The sequence below is a fragment of the Phyllobacterium sp. genome (assembly GCF_037994405.1).
In the GTDB taxonomy this organism is placed as follows: Bacteria; Pseudomonadota; Alphaproteobacteria; order Rhizobiales; family Rhizobiaceae; genus Phyllobacterium.
Window position 1 is genome coordinate 1 of record NZ_JBBNAN010000168.1, and the last position, 15,260, is coordinate 15,260.

At 56.1% G+C, this 15,260-nt stretch carries 16 protein-coding genes; 4 read left to right on the plus strand and 12 right to left on the minus strand.

All coding sequences use genetic code 11. The features are described from left to right. Window positions 1–110 precede the first annotated feature (110 nt). From AAAC48_RS09785 to ureG, 3 genes are read left to right on the plus strand one after another with little or no spacing between them, the layout of a single operon-like run. Window positions 111–635 carry an urease accessory protein UreE gene (locus AAAC48_RS09785; protein WP_340653997.1) on the plus strand — a complete coding sequence of 175 codons (525 nt, stop codon included), beginning with the start codon at window positions 111–113 and terminating at the stop codon, window positions 633–635. Continuing rightward, on the plus strand, window positions 589–1,296 hold the full coding sequence (locus tag AAAC48_RS09790; RefSeq protein WP_340654012.1) for an urease accessory protein UreF: 708 nt from the start codon (window positions 589–591) through the stop codon (window positions 1,294–1,296). Before AAAC48_RS09785 ends, AAAC48_RS09790 begins: the two co-directional genes overlap by 47 nt. Then, complete coding sequence (ureG, locus tag AAAC48_RS09795) at window positions 1,293–1,916, plus strand: urease accessory protein UreG (RefSeq protein ID WP_340653998.1); 624 nt, start codon at window positions 1,293–1,295, stop codon at window positions 1,914–1,916. The genes AAAC48_RS09790 and ureG overlap by 4 nt, the downstream gene beginning before the upstream one ends. Here ureG and AAAC48_RS09800 read toward each other — a convergent pair. The 7 genes from AAAC48_RS09800 to AAAC48_RS09830 form a co-directional block, all read right to left on the minus strand. Beyond that, window positions 1,899–2,918, minus strand: a complete 1,020-nt coding sequence (locus AAAC48_RS09800) for an LLM class flavin-dependent oxidoreductase (protein WP_340653999.1) — start codon at window positions 2,916–2,918, stop codon at window positions 1,899–1,901. The genes ureG and AAAC48_RS09800 overlap by 18 nt on opposite strands. 121 nt (window positions 2,919–3,039) lie before the next feature. Next, window positions 3,040–3,237 carry a hypothetical protein gene (locus tag AAAC48_RS09805; protein WP_340654000.1) on the minus strand — a complete coding sequence of 66 codons (198 nt, stop codon included), beginning with the start codon at window positions 3,235–3,237 and terminating at the stop codon, window positions 3,040–3,042. A gap of 317 nt (window positions 3,238–3,554) precedes the next feature. Beyond that, window positions 3,555–3,911, minus strand: coding sequence for a hypothetical protein (locus AAAC48_RS09810; RefSeq protein ID WP_340654001.1), 357 nt, complete (start codon window positions 3,909–3,911; stop codon window positions 3,555–3,557). 479 nt (window positions 3,912–4,390) lie between these two features. Continuing rightward, window positions 4,391–4,597, minus strand: a complete 207-nt coding sequence (locus tag AAAC48_RS09815) for a hypothetical protein (protein WP_340654002.1) — start codon at window positions 4,595–4,597, stop codon at window positions 4,391–4,393. A gap of 111 nt (window positions 4,598–4,708) precedes the next feature. Next, the gene (locus AAAC48_RS09820; protein ID WP_340654003.1) at window positions 4,709–5,965 is read right to left on the minus strand and encodes a glycerate kinase; all 1,257 of its coding nucleotides are present in this window, start codon (window positions 5,963–5,965) and stop codon (window positions 4,709–4,711) included. A gap of 5 nt (window positions 5,966–5,970) precedes the next feature. After that, window positions 5,971–6,291, minus strand: a complete 321-nt coding sequence (locus AAAC48_RS09825; RefSeq protein WP_340654004.1) for a Dabb family protein — start codon at window positions 6,289–6,291, stop codon at window positions 5,971–5,973. A 125-nt stretch (window positions 6,292–6,416) separates the two neighbouring features. Beyond that, a complete protein-coding gene (locus AAAC48_RS09830) occupies window positions 6,417–7,727 on the minus strand; it encodes an amidase (protein ID WP_340654005.1) in 1,311 nt (436 codons plus the stop codon). A 216-nt stretch (window positions 7,728–7,943) separates the two neighbouring features. On the opposite strand from AAAC48_RS09830, the gene AAAC48_RS09835 reads away from it, so the two are divergent. Further along, the gene (locus AAAC48_RS09835; RefSeq protein ID WP_340654006.1) at window positions 7,944–8,087 is read left to right on the plus strand and encodes a DUF1127 domain-containing protein; all 144 of its coding nucleotides are present in this window, start codon (window positions 7,944–7,946) and stop codon (window positions 8,085–8,087) included. Between the two features lie 69 nt (window positions 8,088–8,156). Here AAAC48_RS09835 and AAAC48_RS09840 read toward each other — a convergent pair whose 3' ends face one another. From AAAC48_RS09840 to AAAC48_RS09860, 5 genes are all read right to left on the minus strand, one after another. After that, on the minus strand, window positions 8,157–8,564 hold the full coding sequence (locus AAAC48_RS09840) for a hypothetical protein (protein WP_340654007.1): 408 nt from the start codon (window positions 8,562–8,564) through the stop codon (window positions 8,157–8,159). 94 nt (window positions 8,565–8,658) lie between these two features. Next, window positions 8,659–9,990, minus strand: coding sequence for an HlyD family type I secretion periplasmic adaptor subunit (locus tag AAAC48_RS09845; protein ID WP_340654008.1), 1,332 nt, complete (start codon window positions 9,988–9,990; stop codon window positions 8,659–8,661). 22 nt (window positions 9,991–10,012) lie between these two features. Beyond that, a complete protein-coding gene (locus AAAC48_RS09850) occupies window positions 10,013–12,169 on the minus strand; it encodes a type I secretion system permease/ATPase (protein WP_340654009.1) in 2,157 nt (718 codons plus the stop codon). A 35-nt stretch (window positions 12,170–12,204) separates the two neighbouring features. Further along, window positions 12,205–13,800, minus strand: a complete 1,596-nt coding sequence (locus tag AAAC48_RS09855) for a hypothetical protein (protein WP_340654010.1) — start codon at window positions 13,798–13,800, stop codon at window positions 12,205–12,207. Between the two features lie 518 nt (window positions 13,801–14,318). Continuing rightward, complete coding sequence (locus AAAC48_RS09860) at window positions 14,319–15,248, minus strand: hypothetical protein (protein ID WP_340654011.1); 930 nt, start codon at window positions 15,246–15,248, stop codon at window positions 14,319–14,321. Window positions 15,249–15,260: the final 12 nt, after the last annotated feature.

Sequence of the window (15,260 nt, forward strand, 5' to 3'; positions counted from 1 at the left end):
ACGCATCACCGCGGCCAAGTACACACTCTCCTTTCGCAATTGACCGGCAACGCGCCGCCAATCGATTTCTTCCTGTGTATGAATGATGATTTCAACGCGGAGGGCGAAAAATGAAGCGCGTGACCGGACACGACCATGCCGGACATTATCACGGCACGCCGTTCGATTGTGTGGTTCTCGCCCATGACGAGCGGCATTTGCGCCGCAAGGTACTGACCTTGTCGAAGGGTGAGCAGATCCTTGTCGATCTGCCTGAAGCAATCGCTTTCAGCCATGGCGATGTGCTCATTCTCGAAGACGGGCGGTTGGCCGAGATCATCGCGGCAAATGAAGCACTTTATGAGATCGCGCCCCGCGACCGGCAGCATTTGTCGGAACTGGCCTGGCATCTCGGCAACCGCCACTTGCCGGCACAACTCGGTGAGAACCGCATTGTCATCCTGCGCGACCACGTGATCAAGGCGATGCTGGAAGGGCTTGGCGCCAAAGTCACCGAAATAACTGCGCCATTCCACCCATTGCGCGGTGCCTATCACAGCGCACACGGACATTCGCACGCACATGACCATCATGAGCACGGTCACGACCATGATCACGGACATGAGCATCATCACCACGATCACGCCCATGACTGACCTTGGCTCAAACACCGCGCTTTTGCGCCTGATGACCTGGCTCTCCCCGGCATTTCCCGTCGGTGCCTTTTCCTACAGCCACGGGATCGAGCGGGCGGTGCATGACGGCCTCATTCACGACAAGGCGTCGCTCCAGGAATGGCTGGAGGATCTCCTGAACCACGGTTCTATGTGGAACGACGCCGTTCTTTTTGCGGCAAGCTGGCGCGAGGCGAACGCCGGCGCGGATGTCAAAGACATTGCGATGCTCGGCGAAGCCATGGCCGGATCGAAAGAGCGGCATATGGAAACAATGCTGCAAGGCAGTGCTTTTGTGCAGGCTATCAAGCATTGGAGCGCGAGGGGCGTTGGCCTTGAAGGTGACACGCCCTATCCCGTTGCTGTCGCTGCCATTGCGGCAAAAAATGGTGTTGCGCTGGCGCCCGCGCTTGCCGCGTACCTTCATGCGGTTCTTTCCAACCTCATTCAAGGCGCAGTGCGGCTGGTGCCGCTTGGCCAAAGCCACGGTGTCGCCCTGATGGCAATGATGGAAAAACAGATCCTGATGCTCGCAGCGCGCGCAGTATATTCGAGCCTTGATGACCTGGGCTCGGCGGCCATCATGTCCGACATCATGGCCATGCAACATGAAACACAATATTCGAGGGTATTTCGCTCATGATTTCGCAAAACGGACCGCTCAGAGTTGGTATTGGCGGGCCGGTCGGCTCAGGCAAGACGACCGTTACCGAGATGCTGTGCAAGGCCCTGCGTGACCGCTATTCCCTCGCCGTCGTCACCAACGACATTTATACCAAGGAAGATGCGTTGATCCTCAACCGGCTGCAGGCGCTGCCGGAAGACCGTATCATGGGCGTGGAAACCGGGGGCTGCCCGCACACCGCTATCCGGGAAGACGCGACGATCAACCTGCAGGCGATCGCCGAGATGACGAAACGTCATCCCGATCTCGATATCGTCTTTATTGAGTCCGGCGGAGACAATCTGGCGGCAACCTTCTCGCCTGATCTTGCCGACCTCACCATCTATGTGATTTCCGTCTGCCAGGGCGAAAAGATCCCGCGCAAGGGCGGTCCAGGGATCACCCGGTCTGATCTGCTGATCATCAACAAGAAGGATTTGGCGCCTTATGTCGGCGCAGACCTTGATGTCATGGAGGCCGATACCAAGGTCCAGCGCGGCGCCAAACCCTACGTCTTCACCGATATGCTGCGCAGAAATGGCCTTGACGAAGTGATCGCCTTTATCGAAGCGGCAGGGGGACTACGCCAGGCGGCTTAAAGGTTCCGACTGGACCGGTTGGATCATGGTTTCGGCCAAAATCTCATAGGAGCGTATGCGCGCTTTATGATCGAATATCTGCCCGGTGACCATGATCTCATCAGCGCCGGTGCGTTGGATAAAATCTTCGACACCAGCTTTGACAGTGGCCGCAGAACCGACCACGCTGCATGACAGCGCCTGGCGCAAAATAGCCTTGGCGTGGAGGTCCAGCGTGTCCTCATAGCCTTTTGCGGGTGCCGGGAGCGGTCCCGGCTTTCCGGTGCGCAGATTGACGAAAGCCTGCTGCTGCGAACTCTGCAGCAGCTTTGCTTCGTCATCGGTCTTTGCCGCAAACACATTAAGACCAAGCATCACGTAAGGCTTGTCCAGATGTTCGGATGGCTCGAAACGGGCACGATAGATCTCGATGGCCCGCTCCATCTCCGCCGGGGCGAAATGCGAGGCAAAAGCATAGGGCAATCCAAGGGCCGCGGCGAGCTGTGCGCCAAACAGGCTCGAGCCCAATATCCAGACCGGAACCTTGAGCCCGGCGCCGGGCACGGCGATGACACGCTGGCCGGGTTCAGCATCGCGGAAATAGCCCATCAGTTCAACGACATCCTGCGGAAAACCATTGATATCCTGATCGAGATTGCGGCGCAGCGCCTTCGCGGTGATCTGGTCTGTGCCTGGCGCGCGGCCAACGCCAAGATCGATGCGGCCAGGATGCAGGCAGGCCAGCGTGCCAAAGGCTTCGGCCACCATCAGCGGCGAGTGGTTGGGCAGCATGATGCCGCCGGCGCCAAGGCGGATCTTCGATGTGCCTGCAGCCACATGTGCGATCACGACAGCCGTCGCCGCACTGGCAATGCCGCGCATATTGTGGTGCTCGGCGAGCCACAGGCGATTATAGCCTAGGCGCTCGGCATTTTGTGCCAGATCAAGCGAATTACGCAGAGACTGCGCGGCATTGCTGCCAGCGGCAATCGGTGAAAGGTCAAGGACGGACAAAGGGGTCATTGGCTTCATATAGGCGAGCACTCACCGCGCGCAATGACGACGCGCGCTTTCATGATTCACAAAAATTGAAGCTTGATTGAAGGAAGAATGGGTTGCGCCAATCTGGCGCCAAAGATCAAATTCAAAGAGGGCGTGGGGATTCCAGACGCAACTCCAGGCCCATGACAGCACGCGTTTCCTGCGACAATTGCTCATCGGCTTCACGGATCGCCGTTTCGATGAAATAGGCGATCATTTCGAAACCCTCATTATCCGCGACGGTGCACAATTTCGAGAGTTCCGTTTTCAATACTTCCAGCGTTTTTGCTCTCTTGGTCATGCTGTTCTCTCCACATCCCGTGAACCGCAATAGTGATCTGGTGTCTCGCATAAATCTCTCGCATCAGCGCGCAGACAAAAGCCATGCGACCAACGCGCTTATCAACAAATTCTGCGATACTTTCGTAGAAATTGTCTGCGATGGTTAATTGTACTTATTGATTCCACCAAGACTTTATATCTGACCTTAATCTTAAAACATGCGCTTTGGAAAGCCCAAAACTTACTACGAATCTTGATGAGATATCTGCGATATTTATCAATATTAATTAAAATTTTATGGTAAGATACATACCCACTTGAAAAGTCTACTTATTTCTAAAAGCGGGAAAGTTGCACTTTTGGCTTTCCGCATATTTCTCTTGATTTCGTCTTTACGGCCTTATCGATGATGCCGGAGGCCAAGTCTGAGACAATCTCGACGGCAATGTCTTCCGGCAGACCGGTCTGTTTCATTCCTGCCTTCATTGCGGCCTCACTGGCCTCATCAGTTCCACAAATATAGGCCTTGGCTTCGAGAAAGGCGGCGCGTTCCAGCTCTTTATTGCTGACGTCGTTTTCTTGCGAAGCTTGCGTTTGGCCTTTGATATTGAAAGCAAAAGTTTGCGGCATAGCAGTAGCAGACACAAACAGCGCCGCGGCTATTATGGGGATAGATGTTATATAGAAACGCACGATACGCCCCTTTCCGATCACATCCTGAGGCCAGCGGTAATCGCTATTTGGGCCTCGTTCATGGATTATTAACGGATTGGGGACGTGTTCCGTTCCCCAATCCATAATCAATCGGCCGTGATTGCAGCGTGACGGCACCGCCGTGAAATTGCTGCAATGCACCAAATGCAATGCTGCTATGCAATATTGTCTGTATTAAATCAGATCAGTTGAGTTATTCTCAAATCAGGAATTTTCGACAGCGTCACCTCCTCCCGGCTCTGTCGAAACGGATGGCCTCTTCTCCTCCCAGAAGGCCCTCCATAACCAACGAAACCCACCGCACCTCCTCCCGCGGTGGGTTTTGTTGTTTCAGACCCCTTCCCCGAATTAGCAAATCTCGTCCTGACAGCCGTTACTTGTCGCGGCAAGCACTATTTGGCATAAAAACGCCGCCTGCGAGCAATTGTCGAAGGCGGCGTTGACGAGCAAATATTCAATTACTGCGCAGCGGTTGCCTTTGCCGCACTCTTTGCCGCCTCCTTGGTTGCTGTCTCGGGCGTAGCCCGTGCGGTCAAGGATTTGGGCGGAGGGACAAAATAGGTGTCCTTGGCGGGCGACGGCCCAGCGGCGGTTGCCTTTGGTTCGGTCGTACAACCTGCAGCAAGAATAAGGGACAGGGCAAAAAGGGGCAGTGCTATTCGCATTCGATGTTCCTTTGCATGATGCGCCAGGCGACGACGCTGGGAGAATCGGCTCCGGTTGACCATCCAATCATGGCGATACCGCGTCAACCCGGGCGTTCAGCGCCAAACAGTTCAGCGGATCAAAATAGCGCGCAAATCGTTGACATTCGTGCCGGTTGGGCCAGGCACGAACAGATCATCGATCGCGTTGAACGCAGTCCAGGCATCGTTACCGTTGAGATAGGCCGAAGCGTCATGCCCCTTGGCGAGGAGCCGGGCAATACTCGTGCTATCGGCGAACGCGCCAGCGTTGTCCTCAGAGCCATCAATCCCGTCGGTATCAGCCGCAAAGGCACTGATGCCATCCGCCCCGTCGATATCGATAGCAAGCGACAACAGGAATTCGCTGTTGCGGCCTCCCTTGCCTTTGCCACGCACAGTAACCGTCGTTTCTCCGCCGGACAGGATAACGACCGGCTTGGCGAAGGGTTGGTTTTTGAAGAGCACCTGCTTGGCCAGCGCCGCATGAACATGGGCGACCTCACGAGCCTCACCTTCGATGGCATCAGACAGAACAACCGCTTCAACGCCCAAATTGCGCGCTGCCTTTGCTGCAGCTTCGAGCGATACGGCGGCGGAAGCGATCAGGTGATGCTCGTGCCCGGCAAAGACCGCATCGGAAGGTTTGGGTGCGTCGGCTTTTTCGGACTGAAGATGCGCCAGGGCGGCCTTCGGCAAGTCAAGATTGTAGCGCTCGACAATCCGCAGCGCGTCGTTGCGTGTCGTGTCATCGGTGACTGTTGGACCTGAAGCAACAAATGCCGGATTATCGCCAGGAATGTCCGAGACAATGAGCGAAAATACCCGCGCTGGATGGGCCGCCGCCGCAAGGCGCCCGCCCTTTATGGTGGACAAATGCTTGCGTACCGCGTTCATGGCCGAGATCGGTGCACCCGATGCGAGGAGTACCTTGTTGACGGCGATTTCGTCTTCCAGTGTCATGCCCTCGGGTGGTGACGGCAGCAGCGCCGAGCCGCCGCCGGAGATCAGTGCCACGACGAGATCATCCGAGGTCAGGCCCGACACTGTCTCAAGCAGTCGCCTTGAGGCAACAAGTCCGGCAGCGTCCGGGACCGGATGGGAAGCTTCGATGATCTCAATATGCTTGCAGGGCGCGCCAAAGCCATAACGCGTCACGACAAGACCTTCGAGCGGGCCGTCCCAGGCCTTCTCGAAGGCGCTGGCCATCTGCGCCGAGCCCTTACCTGCACCGATAACGATGGTCCGGCCCTTTGGCTTTTGTGGAAGATGTGCCGCAATCGTCCGTTCGGGATCGGCAGCCTCCACAGCGGCGTTGAAAAGCGTCGTGAAAAATTTCTTGTCCTGCATGAGCCTCAAACTTCCATATCAAAAACAATAACGCCGTCGACGCCGCCCACCGTGGACGCCACAATCCGGCCAGCGATCGCCTGATGCTTAGGATCGACCAGATAAGCGTCGCGTGCGGCGGCATCGGCAAAATCGAGGATAAAGCCCTCCGAGAAGCCCTTGTCCATTGCCGCTTCCGGACTGACATTCGCCCCGGAAGCGATCGTCAGCGCCCCGGGCAACTCAGTGCATAGGGTTTTAAGATCGCGGTAGATGGATTGGCGATCCGGCGCTGACACATCATCTCGGAAACGAAGAAACACACAATGGCGGATCACGAACGGCACCTTTTCCTATGGTATAAAAGTGTAAAGTGGCGACTGCCTTTCGGCTGCGCATCCTGACGAGATTACCGGAAATTGCGAGTGCTAATTCCGTTGCGCCCCAAAAATATCATTTGCAGATGGCCTGACTATACCAATTTGGATAGAAGCTGTTCCACCGACAAAGCCATAGCAAGCAGCCGGCGATCGGCACCATGGCGCCCAACCAGCATCAATCCACCCGGCAGGCTCAGACCCGGCAGCGGCAGGCTGATAGCCGCTAGATCAAATTGATTTGCAACCTGTGTGTTGCGCAAAAGCAGCGATTCCGTGTGCTTGTAAAAGGCCTCGTTCGCAACGACGGATGCGATCAAGGGAGCTGCAATGGGTATGGTCGGCAAAGCAAAGATGTCAAAATCAGCAATGCGCTGATCCATTTGCCGGGCAAGCGCCTGCCTGCGTTGCATAAGGTTGATATAGACGGCTTGCGAAACGCTCAAACGCGCAAGCAGCGGTCGCCGGACACGCTGGTCGACATCAAGCGTTTCATCATGCAGCCATTCGGCGTGAACCCTGCTGCCTTCGATGCCGGCGATTGAACCGGCCGAAGTAGCATCGGCCATAGCATCGATCAGATCGTCGATGGAACATTCGGCGATAACAGCGCCTGCCTTCTCGCATCCTTTGAGGCTTTGTTCGAAACGATCGGCGATCGGTTTCTCCATCGCCGCAAACAGCTGTCCATGCGGCACGCCAATGCGCAAGCCGCTGAGCGAAACAGCCTCGGGGACGGCGATTGCCTCTCCAGCCATAACAGCGTCGGCTATCGCGCAATCAGCAACAGAGCGTGCCAACGGGCCGATGGAGTCGAGGCTCGGTGATAGCGGAAAAGCCCCCTCAAGCGGTACGCGCTTTGCTGTGGGCTTGAAACCGACAACGCCATTTAATGCCGCCGGGATGCGCACCGACCCGCCGGTATCGGAGCCTATGGAGATGTCACTGGTGCCTTCCGCCACCGTTATGCCTGCGCCTGTCGAGGAGCCACCGGCAACCCGGTTCGGATCGATTGCATTTGCAGCAACCCGATAGTGCGGATTGAGACCGACAGCAGTGAAGGCAAATTCGGTCATCAGCGTCTTGCCGATGATTACTGCTCCGCCAGCGCGCAATCGTTCGACGACGACCGCATCATTTGTTGCCGGTGTAGCGGTTTGCCGAATGATCGAACCGGCCAGCGTTGCTTCACCAGCAACATCAAACAGGTCCTTTATTGAGACAATCCTGCCGTCAAGCGGCCCGCGAGAAGCGCCTTGTGCAGATCGCCTGTCAGCGGCATCTGCTTCGTCGCGTGCTGTTTCGAGGTAAAGCTTGGTAAATACACGCTCGTCGGCCTTGCGTACTGTCAGCCGGGTCAGAATTTGTTCGAGTTTTTCGCGTGCAGACGGTTCTTGTTGGGGCAATGTTCGATCCCTGAGACAGAGCGTTTTCCTGTGATTTCTATAGCCGGAAGCGGCAATCGATTGAAAGCCCATCAACATGAGCATGTGCAACCGGCAGGTTCGATTGCTGCTATGCACCATCGGCAATGCTGCTTTGCAACATTGGCAATTTTAAATCGATACAACTCAAAGCATAGTTTGTCTCAGGGAGGGCAAAAAAACAAAGGGGTATGAACCATGAGCCTTCGCCATCGTATTCAAAAGTATCGTCAGTACCGGCAGAATCTTTACGAGCTGCGTCTTTGCACCGATCGCAACCTTGCTGATCTGGGCATCGCCCGCACCGATATTCGCCGCATCGCCTGGCAAGCCTGCAACTGATTGCATAGATGAATTCAGCGAACGGCGCTCGAAAGCTGCTTGCTGCGGACGCCTTTTCGTTTGCGTGGGTCACCGGATGGCAGCGGCGCCGGCCATTCCGACCGCAGCCCCGGCGATCTTGATAAGGAAATTGCCGAAATCTGCATGCCTGTCCGGAATGAAATGCTGGGCATGTTCGAAAGCCCCGCAGGACACGACGATCAGCGCCGCGACATAGATCAGACGCTTCGGATAGGTCAGGGCGAACACAGCCCCGAGCACGACAAACGCCGCAAATCGCTCGAAGTCAGGCCCGAAAGGCGTCATCGGCCGCAGATTGATCGGCCCCAGAGTGACAACGACAATCAGGGCCAGCGCGATCCACGCAATCACAGGGTGACCCGCCGCAATTGTCGCGAATTTTTTCCACAATAAGGACGTCGTCCGGCGAAATCCTTGCCGCGGGACGATCAGGGAACGCCAGTTCATCTTGCTCATACGGTCTTTCCGGGTCGATCCAAATGCCCGGGACGTTAGCATGCTTCGCTTGGGCGCCAAACGAGCCCTATCGGCAATCTGTTGAAAACCCTAATCAATATTCCCTGAAAGCGCGTGACATACTGTCGATCACCGGCTTGGCAAGATATTCGAAGAAGGTGCGCTCATGCGTCTGGATGAGAATATCCGCTGGCATGCCTGGGGTGGGGCTGAACCCGTGGATTCGGGCAAGCTGTTCAGCAGGAATGCTGACCCGCGCCAGATAGATTTCGGTCTTGCTGGTCGCATCGGCAATGGAGTCCGCCGATACATAATCGACACGGCCATTGATGATGGGTGTTGTGCGCTGGTTGAGGCCACTCAGCCGGATATGGGCCTCCTGCCCTTCCTTTACCTCGTCGATTTGCATGCGAGGGATCTGCGCCTCGATGATCAGGGGCACACCGGTGGGGAGGATTTCGATGATCGGCTTGCCGCTTTCGATAACGCCGCCGGGAGTGTGGTAGTAAAGGCGGACGATCGTACCCGAAACGGGAGCCTTTACGACGGTCCGGTCCAGAATGTTCTCGGCCTGGCGGGACTGCTCTCGGACGGTATCGAGCTCGGCTTCAGCGCTCTGAATCTCGTCGAGCGCCGCCTGCTTTTCCGTATCCTTCGTCTGGATCATTTCCTTCTGGAATTTCTCGATCTGCGCATTCACTTCCTGGATTTCCGCATCAAGCCGCGCAATCGTGCCATCTCCGTCGGCAACTGCGCGTTCAAGCACGCTAACTTCCGAGCGTGCCATGAGCCCCTTTTGGTAAAGCGAAAGCTTTGCCTCGTATTCGTCCTTCAAGAGGACGACCTGCTTGCGTGTTGCCTGGATTTGCGCATTCCTGCCGATGCGGCGGAACTCGAGTGCAGAGATATTTCGCTGCATCATCTGGTATTCGTTGGCGTATTTGGCATGAGCGGCGTCGAAATTGTCACCCTGGCTATCGTTGACAGCGCGAATTTCCGGATTGGCCATATTATCCAGAATGATCTTCGGCGGCTGGTAGCGATCTTCGCCCCGGACAACGGCATGGAGTCGGGCAAGGATCGCTTCGAGCCGGGCCTGGCGCAGGAACAATTGCTGCGAATTGGCACGCGGTGCGGTCTCGTCGAGGTGAACGAGTTCGTCACCCACTTTGACGCGATCGCCTTCACGGACCAGCAAATCCTTGATGATACCTCCCTCGAGGTGCTGAACCACTTTGTTCTTGCCCGTGGCAACGAAACTGCCTGGAGCAATGACCGCAGCAGCAAGGGGCGCGGTTGCGGCCCAGGTCCCGAAACCGCCAAAGCAGATCAGAATGAGGACGACGCCGAATTTGGTATAGGGCCGAATCGACCTTGGAACCCCCTCATACCACTCCAGATTGTTCATTATGCTTCGTGCAGCCATCGCCCTATGCCCCATTGACTTTTTATTCGGCGGCCTGGATTGCCGGAATCTCACCCGTCTGCTTGCTCTTGCGAGCGAGTGCCTCCAAGACCGTTGCCCGAGACCCGAACATGACGACTGTGCCGTTGCTCAAGACCATGATCTTGTCGACGCAACTGAGCAAAGCCGGGCGCTGGGTGATCGTCACGACGGTGATCTTGTTCTTCTTGGCATGAGACAGCGCTCTGGTTAGAGCGGCGTCGCCTTGAGAGTCGAGGTTCGAGTTGGGTTCATCCAGGACGACAAGGGTGGGATTGCCGAAAAAGGCGCGTGCAAGGGCAATGCGCTGCTTCTGGCCTCCCGACAATGGTGCCCCGTCGGCGGCGACCATCGTCTCATAGCCCTGAGGGAAGCTGGCGATCAGTTCATGAACGTCGGCAAGGACTGCCGCGTCGAAGATCGACTGATCGCTGACATCATCGCGCATGCGGGCGATGTTGGCCTTGATAGTGCCGGGAAAGAGCTGCACATCTTGCGGAAGATAGCCGATGTTTTCGCCAAACTGCCGTTGATCCCAGTTGCGCAGATCCATCAAATCAAGGCGCACGCTTCCCGATGTCGGCAGGATCGATCCGACAAGCATCTTGCCGAGCGTGGTCTTGCCAGCACCTGAATTGCCGATGATCGCCATCGACTCGCCCGGCATCAACGTCAAGGAAATGCCATTCAGGATCACCTTCTTGTTGGGTGGAGGAACGTAGAGGATACGCTCCACATCGAGACGACCCTGCGGATCCGGCAGGCGCAAACGGTCGAAATTCAACGGCGAGGTCTGCAATAGATTGCGGATACGCCCGAAAGCCGAGCGGAACTGGATAAAACTGTTCCAACCTTCGATCGCGCCTTCGATCGGGGCAAGCGCGCGCCCAGCAATGATCGAGGCGGCGATGACCATGCCCCCCGTCATTTGGCCATCAATGGCAAGATGCGCACCCCAGCCAAGCATTGCCACCTGGGTGAGCAAACGCGAGCACTTGGAAATTGTGGCGAAAACAATGTTGCGATCCTGCGCCTTGACCTGAGAGCGCAGCGAACCGGCCATGTCCCTGCCCCAGATGCGCACTGCCTCTGGGATCATCGCCAAGGCGTTGATGATCTGGGAATTTCTCGACATGGAGTCGAGATGCAGCATGGCGCGGCTCTGATAATTGGTCGCCTCTGCAAATGACGCCGCAGTGGCGCGCTGGTTGATGAAGGCAATCGCGATGAGGAGAAGCGACGATACAACGACGATATAGCCAAGATGCGGATGGACGAGAAAGACCGCCAGCAGGAAGATCGGCGCGATCGGAGCATCGAAGAATGATAAAAGCGTGCCTGAAGTCAAAAACGCACGCAACTGCTGCAGATCGCCAAGGACCTGATAATCCTTGCCATTCCCATGCAGCGAGGCACGTGCGGCGGCGCTCAGTATCGGCGCGCCCAATTGCACCGCGACCTCAACCGCCGTGCGCATGAGAATGAAACGGCGTATGGCGTCAAGCACCACCTGGACAATAACCGCGCCAACAATGACGAGCGTCAGCATGACCAGCGTATCGGTCGACCGGCTGGTGAGGACGCGGTCCGATATCTGGAAAAGATAGATCGGAATTGCCAGGACAAGGATGTTCAAAAACAGCGTGAAACCCATGACGATGACAAGGTTCTTGCGGACAGCGCTGACACCATTGTTGAAGCTGTCGCTGAAGCTGACCGCGGCTACCCGCTTGTGAAAGCTGCCGCCATTGCCAGCGACCTGATTGCTATTTCCCGAGCCATCCTTGCTGGAAGTGGTATTCCGTATCGTGACCGGCCCGCGATCACCTTCAATAATCTTGCCGACTTCGGCCGCCGGTGTGGTGTTATGGGCTGCGTTCTTAACCTGCGCTTCCTCGTCCCTGTCGATCCGGTCGCTTGGCGCCGTATCCACAACGGCGATAGCGGGTGTCGCTTCAATGACTGCTTCCTCTTGGCTGGCCTTCACGGGTTCTGGTGCGACGACAATCTCCTCATCTGCCTCTTGACGGAACAGCAGCGAAATCGTGCTTTCCATTTCGGCCAGCAACGCGTCAAATTGGACGTGCTCCTGATCGCGGCCAGCCATCGCCTGACGCGGGTGCTGGGAGATATATCGAAAATCGGCCTGTTCATACTTCATACGTATCGCGCCCCCCGCGCGTTATCTTTCTTCAGCTAGGCGAGAACTGTTTGCATGACATCGACCGAGTGGGTGGTGTCAGGAATGTGAATGGGCGGCGCCTGGTCATGGCTCGACGACGAGGTGTCGGCGTCATGGTCGAGAAATGCCACGACTTCGTTGACCAGCGGCTGGACCTGGCCGGCCACGGCTGCGGCCGATGGAGAGCCAATGATATCAGCCTGGATCAAGATGGCGTCAGAGTAGACACCGCCGCCCGCATAGGAGGTTCCCCCCGTATGCGTATCGCTATCGACGATTGCTGCAATATTGATCAGAGCATTGGAACCGGTACTGATATCCCACACCGTGTCGGAGGATGCTTTCAGTGCATCTTCGTAGTGGGCGACATAATCGGCATCGCCAAGGATGTTGACCTGGGCGACATAGTTCAGATCGTAAACATTGCCGGAGATATAAAGGAGCCGCAGCCCTTCGATTCCCTGCAGATTCTGATCATTGTGAAAGCTGTCGGGCATTTTGTAATCGCCACTGGCAAGCCCGTTTAAGGCATCCAGATAATGCTGCGGGAGGCCCGTTACCCAATTGGTTGTCGCACCACTTTGAATACTGGCGGCATTCCATAAAAGGTTATCACTCGTCGACAGCTTGCCCTCATACGCACCGGCTGCGCCGCCGGACGTGAAGGTGTCGTTGTCGAAAAGGACATTGGTCTGGAAAATGAAATTGCCGTCGTAATAGTGGCCACCGATCATGACGAGATCGTAGGAATTGCAAAGACTGGTAAAGGAGGCCGAATTCATAGCCATATTTCCACCGGTCACGATCGTAGTATGGGCACCGGTGGCGGAGAGCACATGCAGGTCATTGTCTGACATGAAACTATACTGGGAAATCCAATTCATCTGGATCAGATCGCCGCTGACGATGGTAATCTGCCAGTTCTGTGGAAATACATGTGCGTCATTGCTTGTTTCCGTCGACTGGACCTGATCGTGATGAACGAAACTGGCAATATTCATGGCGATCGTCGATGCCTGACAAAGCGCCTGCTGGCCGGAAAACCCATTGTCGAAGCTATCGGCATCGCTGTACGCATTGGTCTGGACAATTGCGTTGATGTGCCAGTAGTCGCCAGCGACGGCAAAATGCGCGCTGACGGTATCGAGGCTTTGCAGGACCACCTCGTTCACCAAAAGGTTGGCACCAGCCTGAACGCTCACCGAGCCGGCGAGTTCGGAACCGCTGATTGCCATGGGCTGGCTCGTTGTCACGGTAGCCTGTGTACCACTGTGGTCCGTCTGCTTGAGAAGGTCCGGCAAAGAATCGTTCAGGCTTGGTGCGCTGGCCACTTGCGAACCGTTGATGAAGAGGCCTTCGATCGTTGGTCCTGAGACGACGGTCACGCCGGGCGTTTCAGCGAGCGGACCGGTTGCAGCGGCGTGGATGAAGGTCGACTGATTGGCGAAGAACTGGTCCATCTCCGCGCCCGAACCTGGTGCGGAAGCAGACGAAAAAGGCTCGGAAATGGAAAACGCACTGGCAGACAGATGTGCGAATGCGGCGTCATCGGCAAAGTGGATGTTCAAAGGCACCTTACTGCCCATTATGACGATGTCATTGTCTTCCAAATGATTGGTCTGCTGAAGGACAACCGACGTCTCCGATGGACCTGATCCCAGGAAAGGGCCCTGTTCGCTACCATGCGAAAAATGTGGACCTGAACTGTGCGGTTTCGCTAGCGAATGCGGCGAGCGAAGGCTCGCGACGCTTATCTCATCCAGATTCGTGTCTACCCAAGGCATAACCGGCAAACCAACGGGAGCCCAAGGAACTGGAATAAATTTTACATCCGGGTCAAATGACCCGGGCTCAAGCCGCTGGCTTGGGTCCGTTTGAATTGTCAGGATATCCTTGAAGTGGGGGTCGCTCGATGGCGCCGCCTTGAATTCGCGGTATTCTATCCGAGCTCTCGCGGCCTCGATGGAGGTGTGAAAGTAACCTATGAAATGCGCAATCGATTCAGAAATCTGATCACCAAACCCGAGCATTACGATGGCTCCGCCATAAGCGCGGCACGCTGCGTTGACAAAGAGGTCTGCGCAAAGGTTGCGCAGACCAAATCAGGCAGGATGCCTGCGTGTTATCACTACTCGCTGTCGCCACTGATTGTGGTGTGCGTGTAGGTTCCATTGATAACGGTAGCGTCGAAAGCATTTTGCTGCAGGTTAGCGCCTAGAACGATGTCCTGCGTGAATGCTGTCGATGTAAGATTGGCTGCGGCACTTGCTGCGCTGGTACCGGAGACATCGTCGCCGGCATGCGAGCTGCCGCCCCCGTGGCCACCGAGCCAATTGTCAAAACCACCATCGTCACCCGTTCCGATACCGTCGCCCGCACTAGCAGCGCCCCCGGTTGCACTCAGCGTTACGCTGCCCGAGTTGTCTTGGCTGACATGAGAGAGCTGGTCATTGTCGACTAGATCGGCCACCTGGTTGATAGCGAATCCGGTGTTTATGCCCGCACCGTTAAACGCGCTATTGAAGATGTTCGAGAAGTTGACGTCATTGCCCGGATCGAAATTGATGCTGCCGGAGTCGGTAATGAACATGTTGTCGAAATTGGTGTGGCTGAGATCGAGATCTGCGAAGTCATTATCGGTCGGCAGATACCCATCCAAGTTTACACCAACGTCCACATGCACGCTCGTGTCCGACGTATTGGTATTGGTATTGTGATTGTCACTTTCATTCAGGTTGGCGTTGAGATTACCATTGGCATTGAGATTGCCATTGCCATTCAGGTTTCCATTGCCGTTGAGGTTACCGTTGCCATTCCAGTTGGAGTTGTCTGAACTGGAATGCTGATCCTGGCTTTGGTCTTGCCCCTGTCCTTGCCCCTGAGCCTCCAGTTGTCCCTGAGCTTGCCCCTGCAACTGTAGAGCCAGCGCGGCGGCCACAGCGGATGCATCGGCATCTGCGCTCGCTGATGGATCGCCACCCGGGTGGAAATTGTAGTTGTTGTTCTTACCGTTACTCATAAAAAGCCCTCCGATTATTGTTTTATCCGGAGCAGGCAAGAACCCCTATGC

Bases quoted from the DNA above. Each gene is read 5' to 3' on its own strand.
- AAAC48_RS09790 (WP_340654012.1), top strand. From the start codon at position 589: ATGATCACGGACATGAGCATCATCACCACGATCACGCCCATGACTGAC.
- ureG (WP_340653998.1), top strand. From the start codon at position 1,293: ATGATTTCGCAAAACGGACCGCTCAGAGTTGGTATTGGCGGGCCGGTC.
- AAAC48_RS09845 (WP_340654008.1), bottom strand. From the start codon at position 9,990: ATGGCTGCACGAAGCATAATGAACAATCTGGAGTGGTATGAGGGGGTT.
- AAAC48_RS09820 (WP_340654003.1), bottom strand. From the start codon at position 5,965: ATGCAGGACAAGAAATTTTTCACGACGCTTTTCAACGCCGCTGTGGAG.
- AAAC48_RS09835 (WP_340654006.1), top strand. From the start codon at position 7,944: ATGAGCCTTCGCCATCGTATTCAAAAGTATCGTCAGTACCGGCAGAAT.
- AAAC48_RS09815 (WP_340654002.1), bottom strand. From the start codon at position 4,597: ATGCGAATAGCACTGCCCCTTTTTGCCCTGTCCCTTATTCTTGCTGCA.
- AAAC48_RS09800 (WP_340653999.1), bottom strand. From the start codon at position 2,918: ATGACCCCTTTGTCCGTCCTTGACCTTTCACCGATTGCCGCTGGCAGC.
- AAAC48_RS09805 (WP_340654000.1), bottom strand. From the start codon at position 3,237: ATGACCAAGAGAGCAAAAACGCTGGAAGTATTGAAAACGGAACTCTCG.
- AAAC48_RS09850 (WP_340654009.1), bottom strand. From the start codon at position 12,169: ATGAAGTATGAACAGGCCGATTTTCGATATATCTCCCAGCACCCGCGT.
- AAAC48_RS09785 (WP_340653997.1), top strand. From the start codon at position 111: ATGAAGCGCGTGACCGGACACGACCATGCCGGACATTATCACGGCACG.
- AAAC48_RS09840 (WP_340654007.1), bottom strand. From the start codon at position 8,564: ATGAGCAAGATGAACTGGCGTTCCCTGATCGTCCCGCGGCAAGGATTT.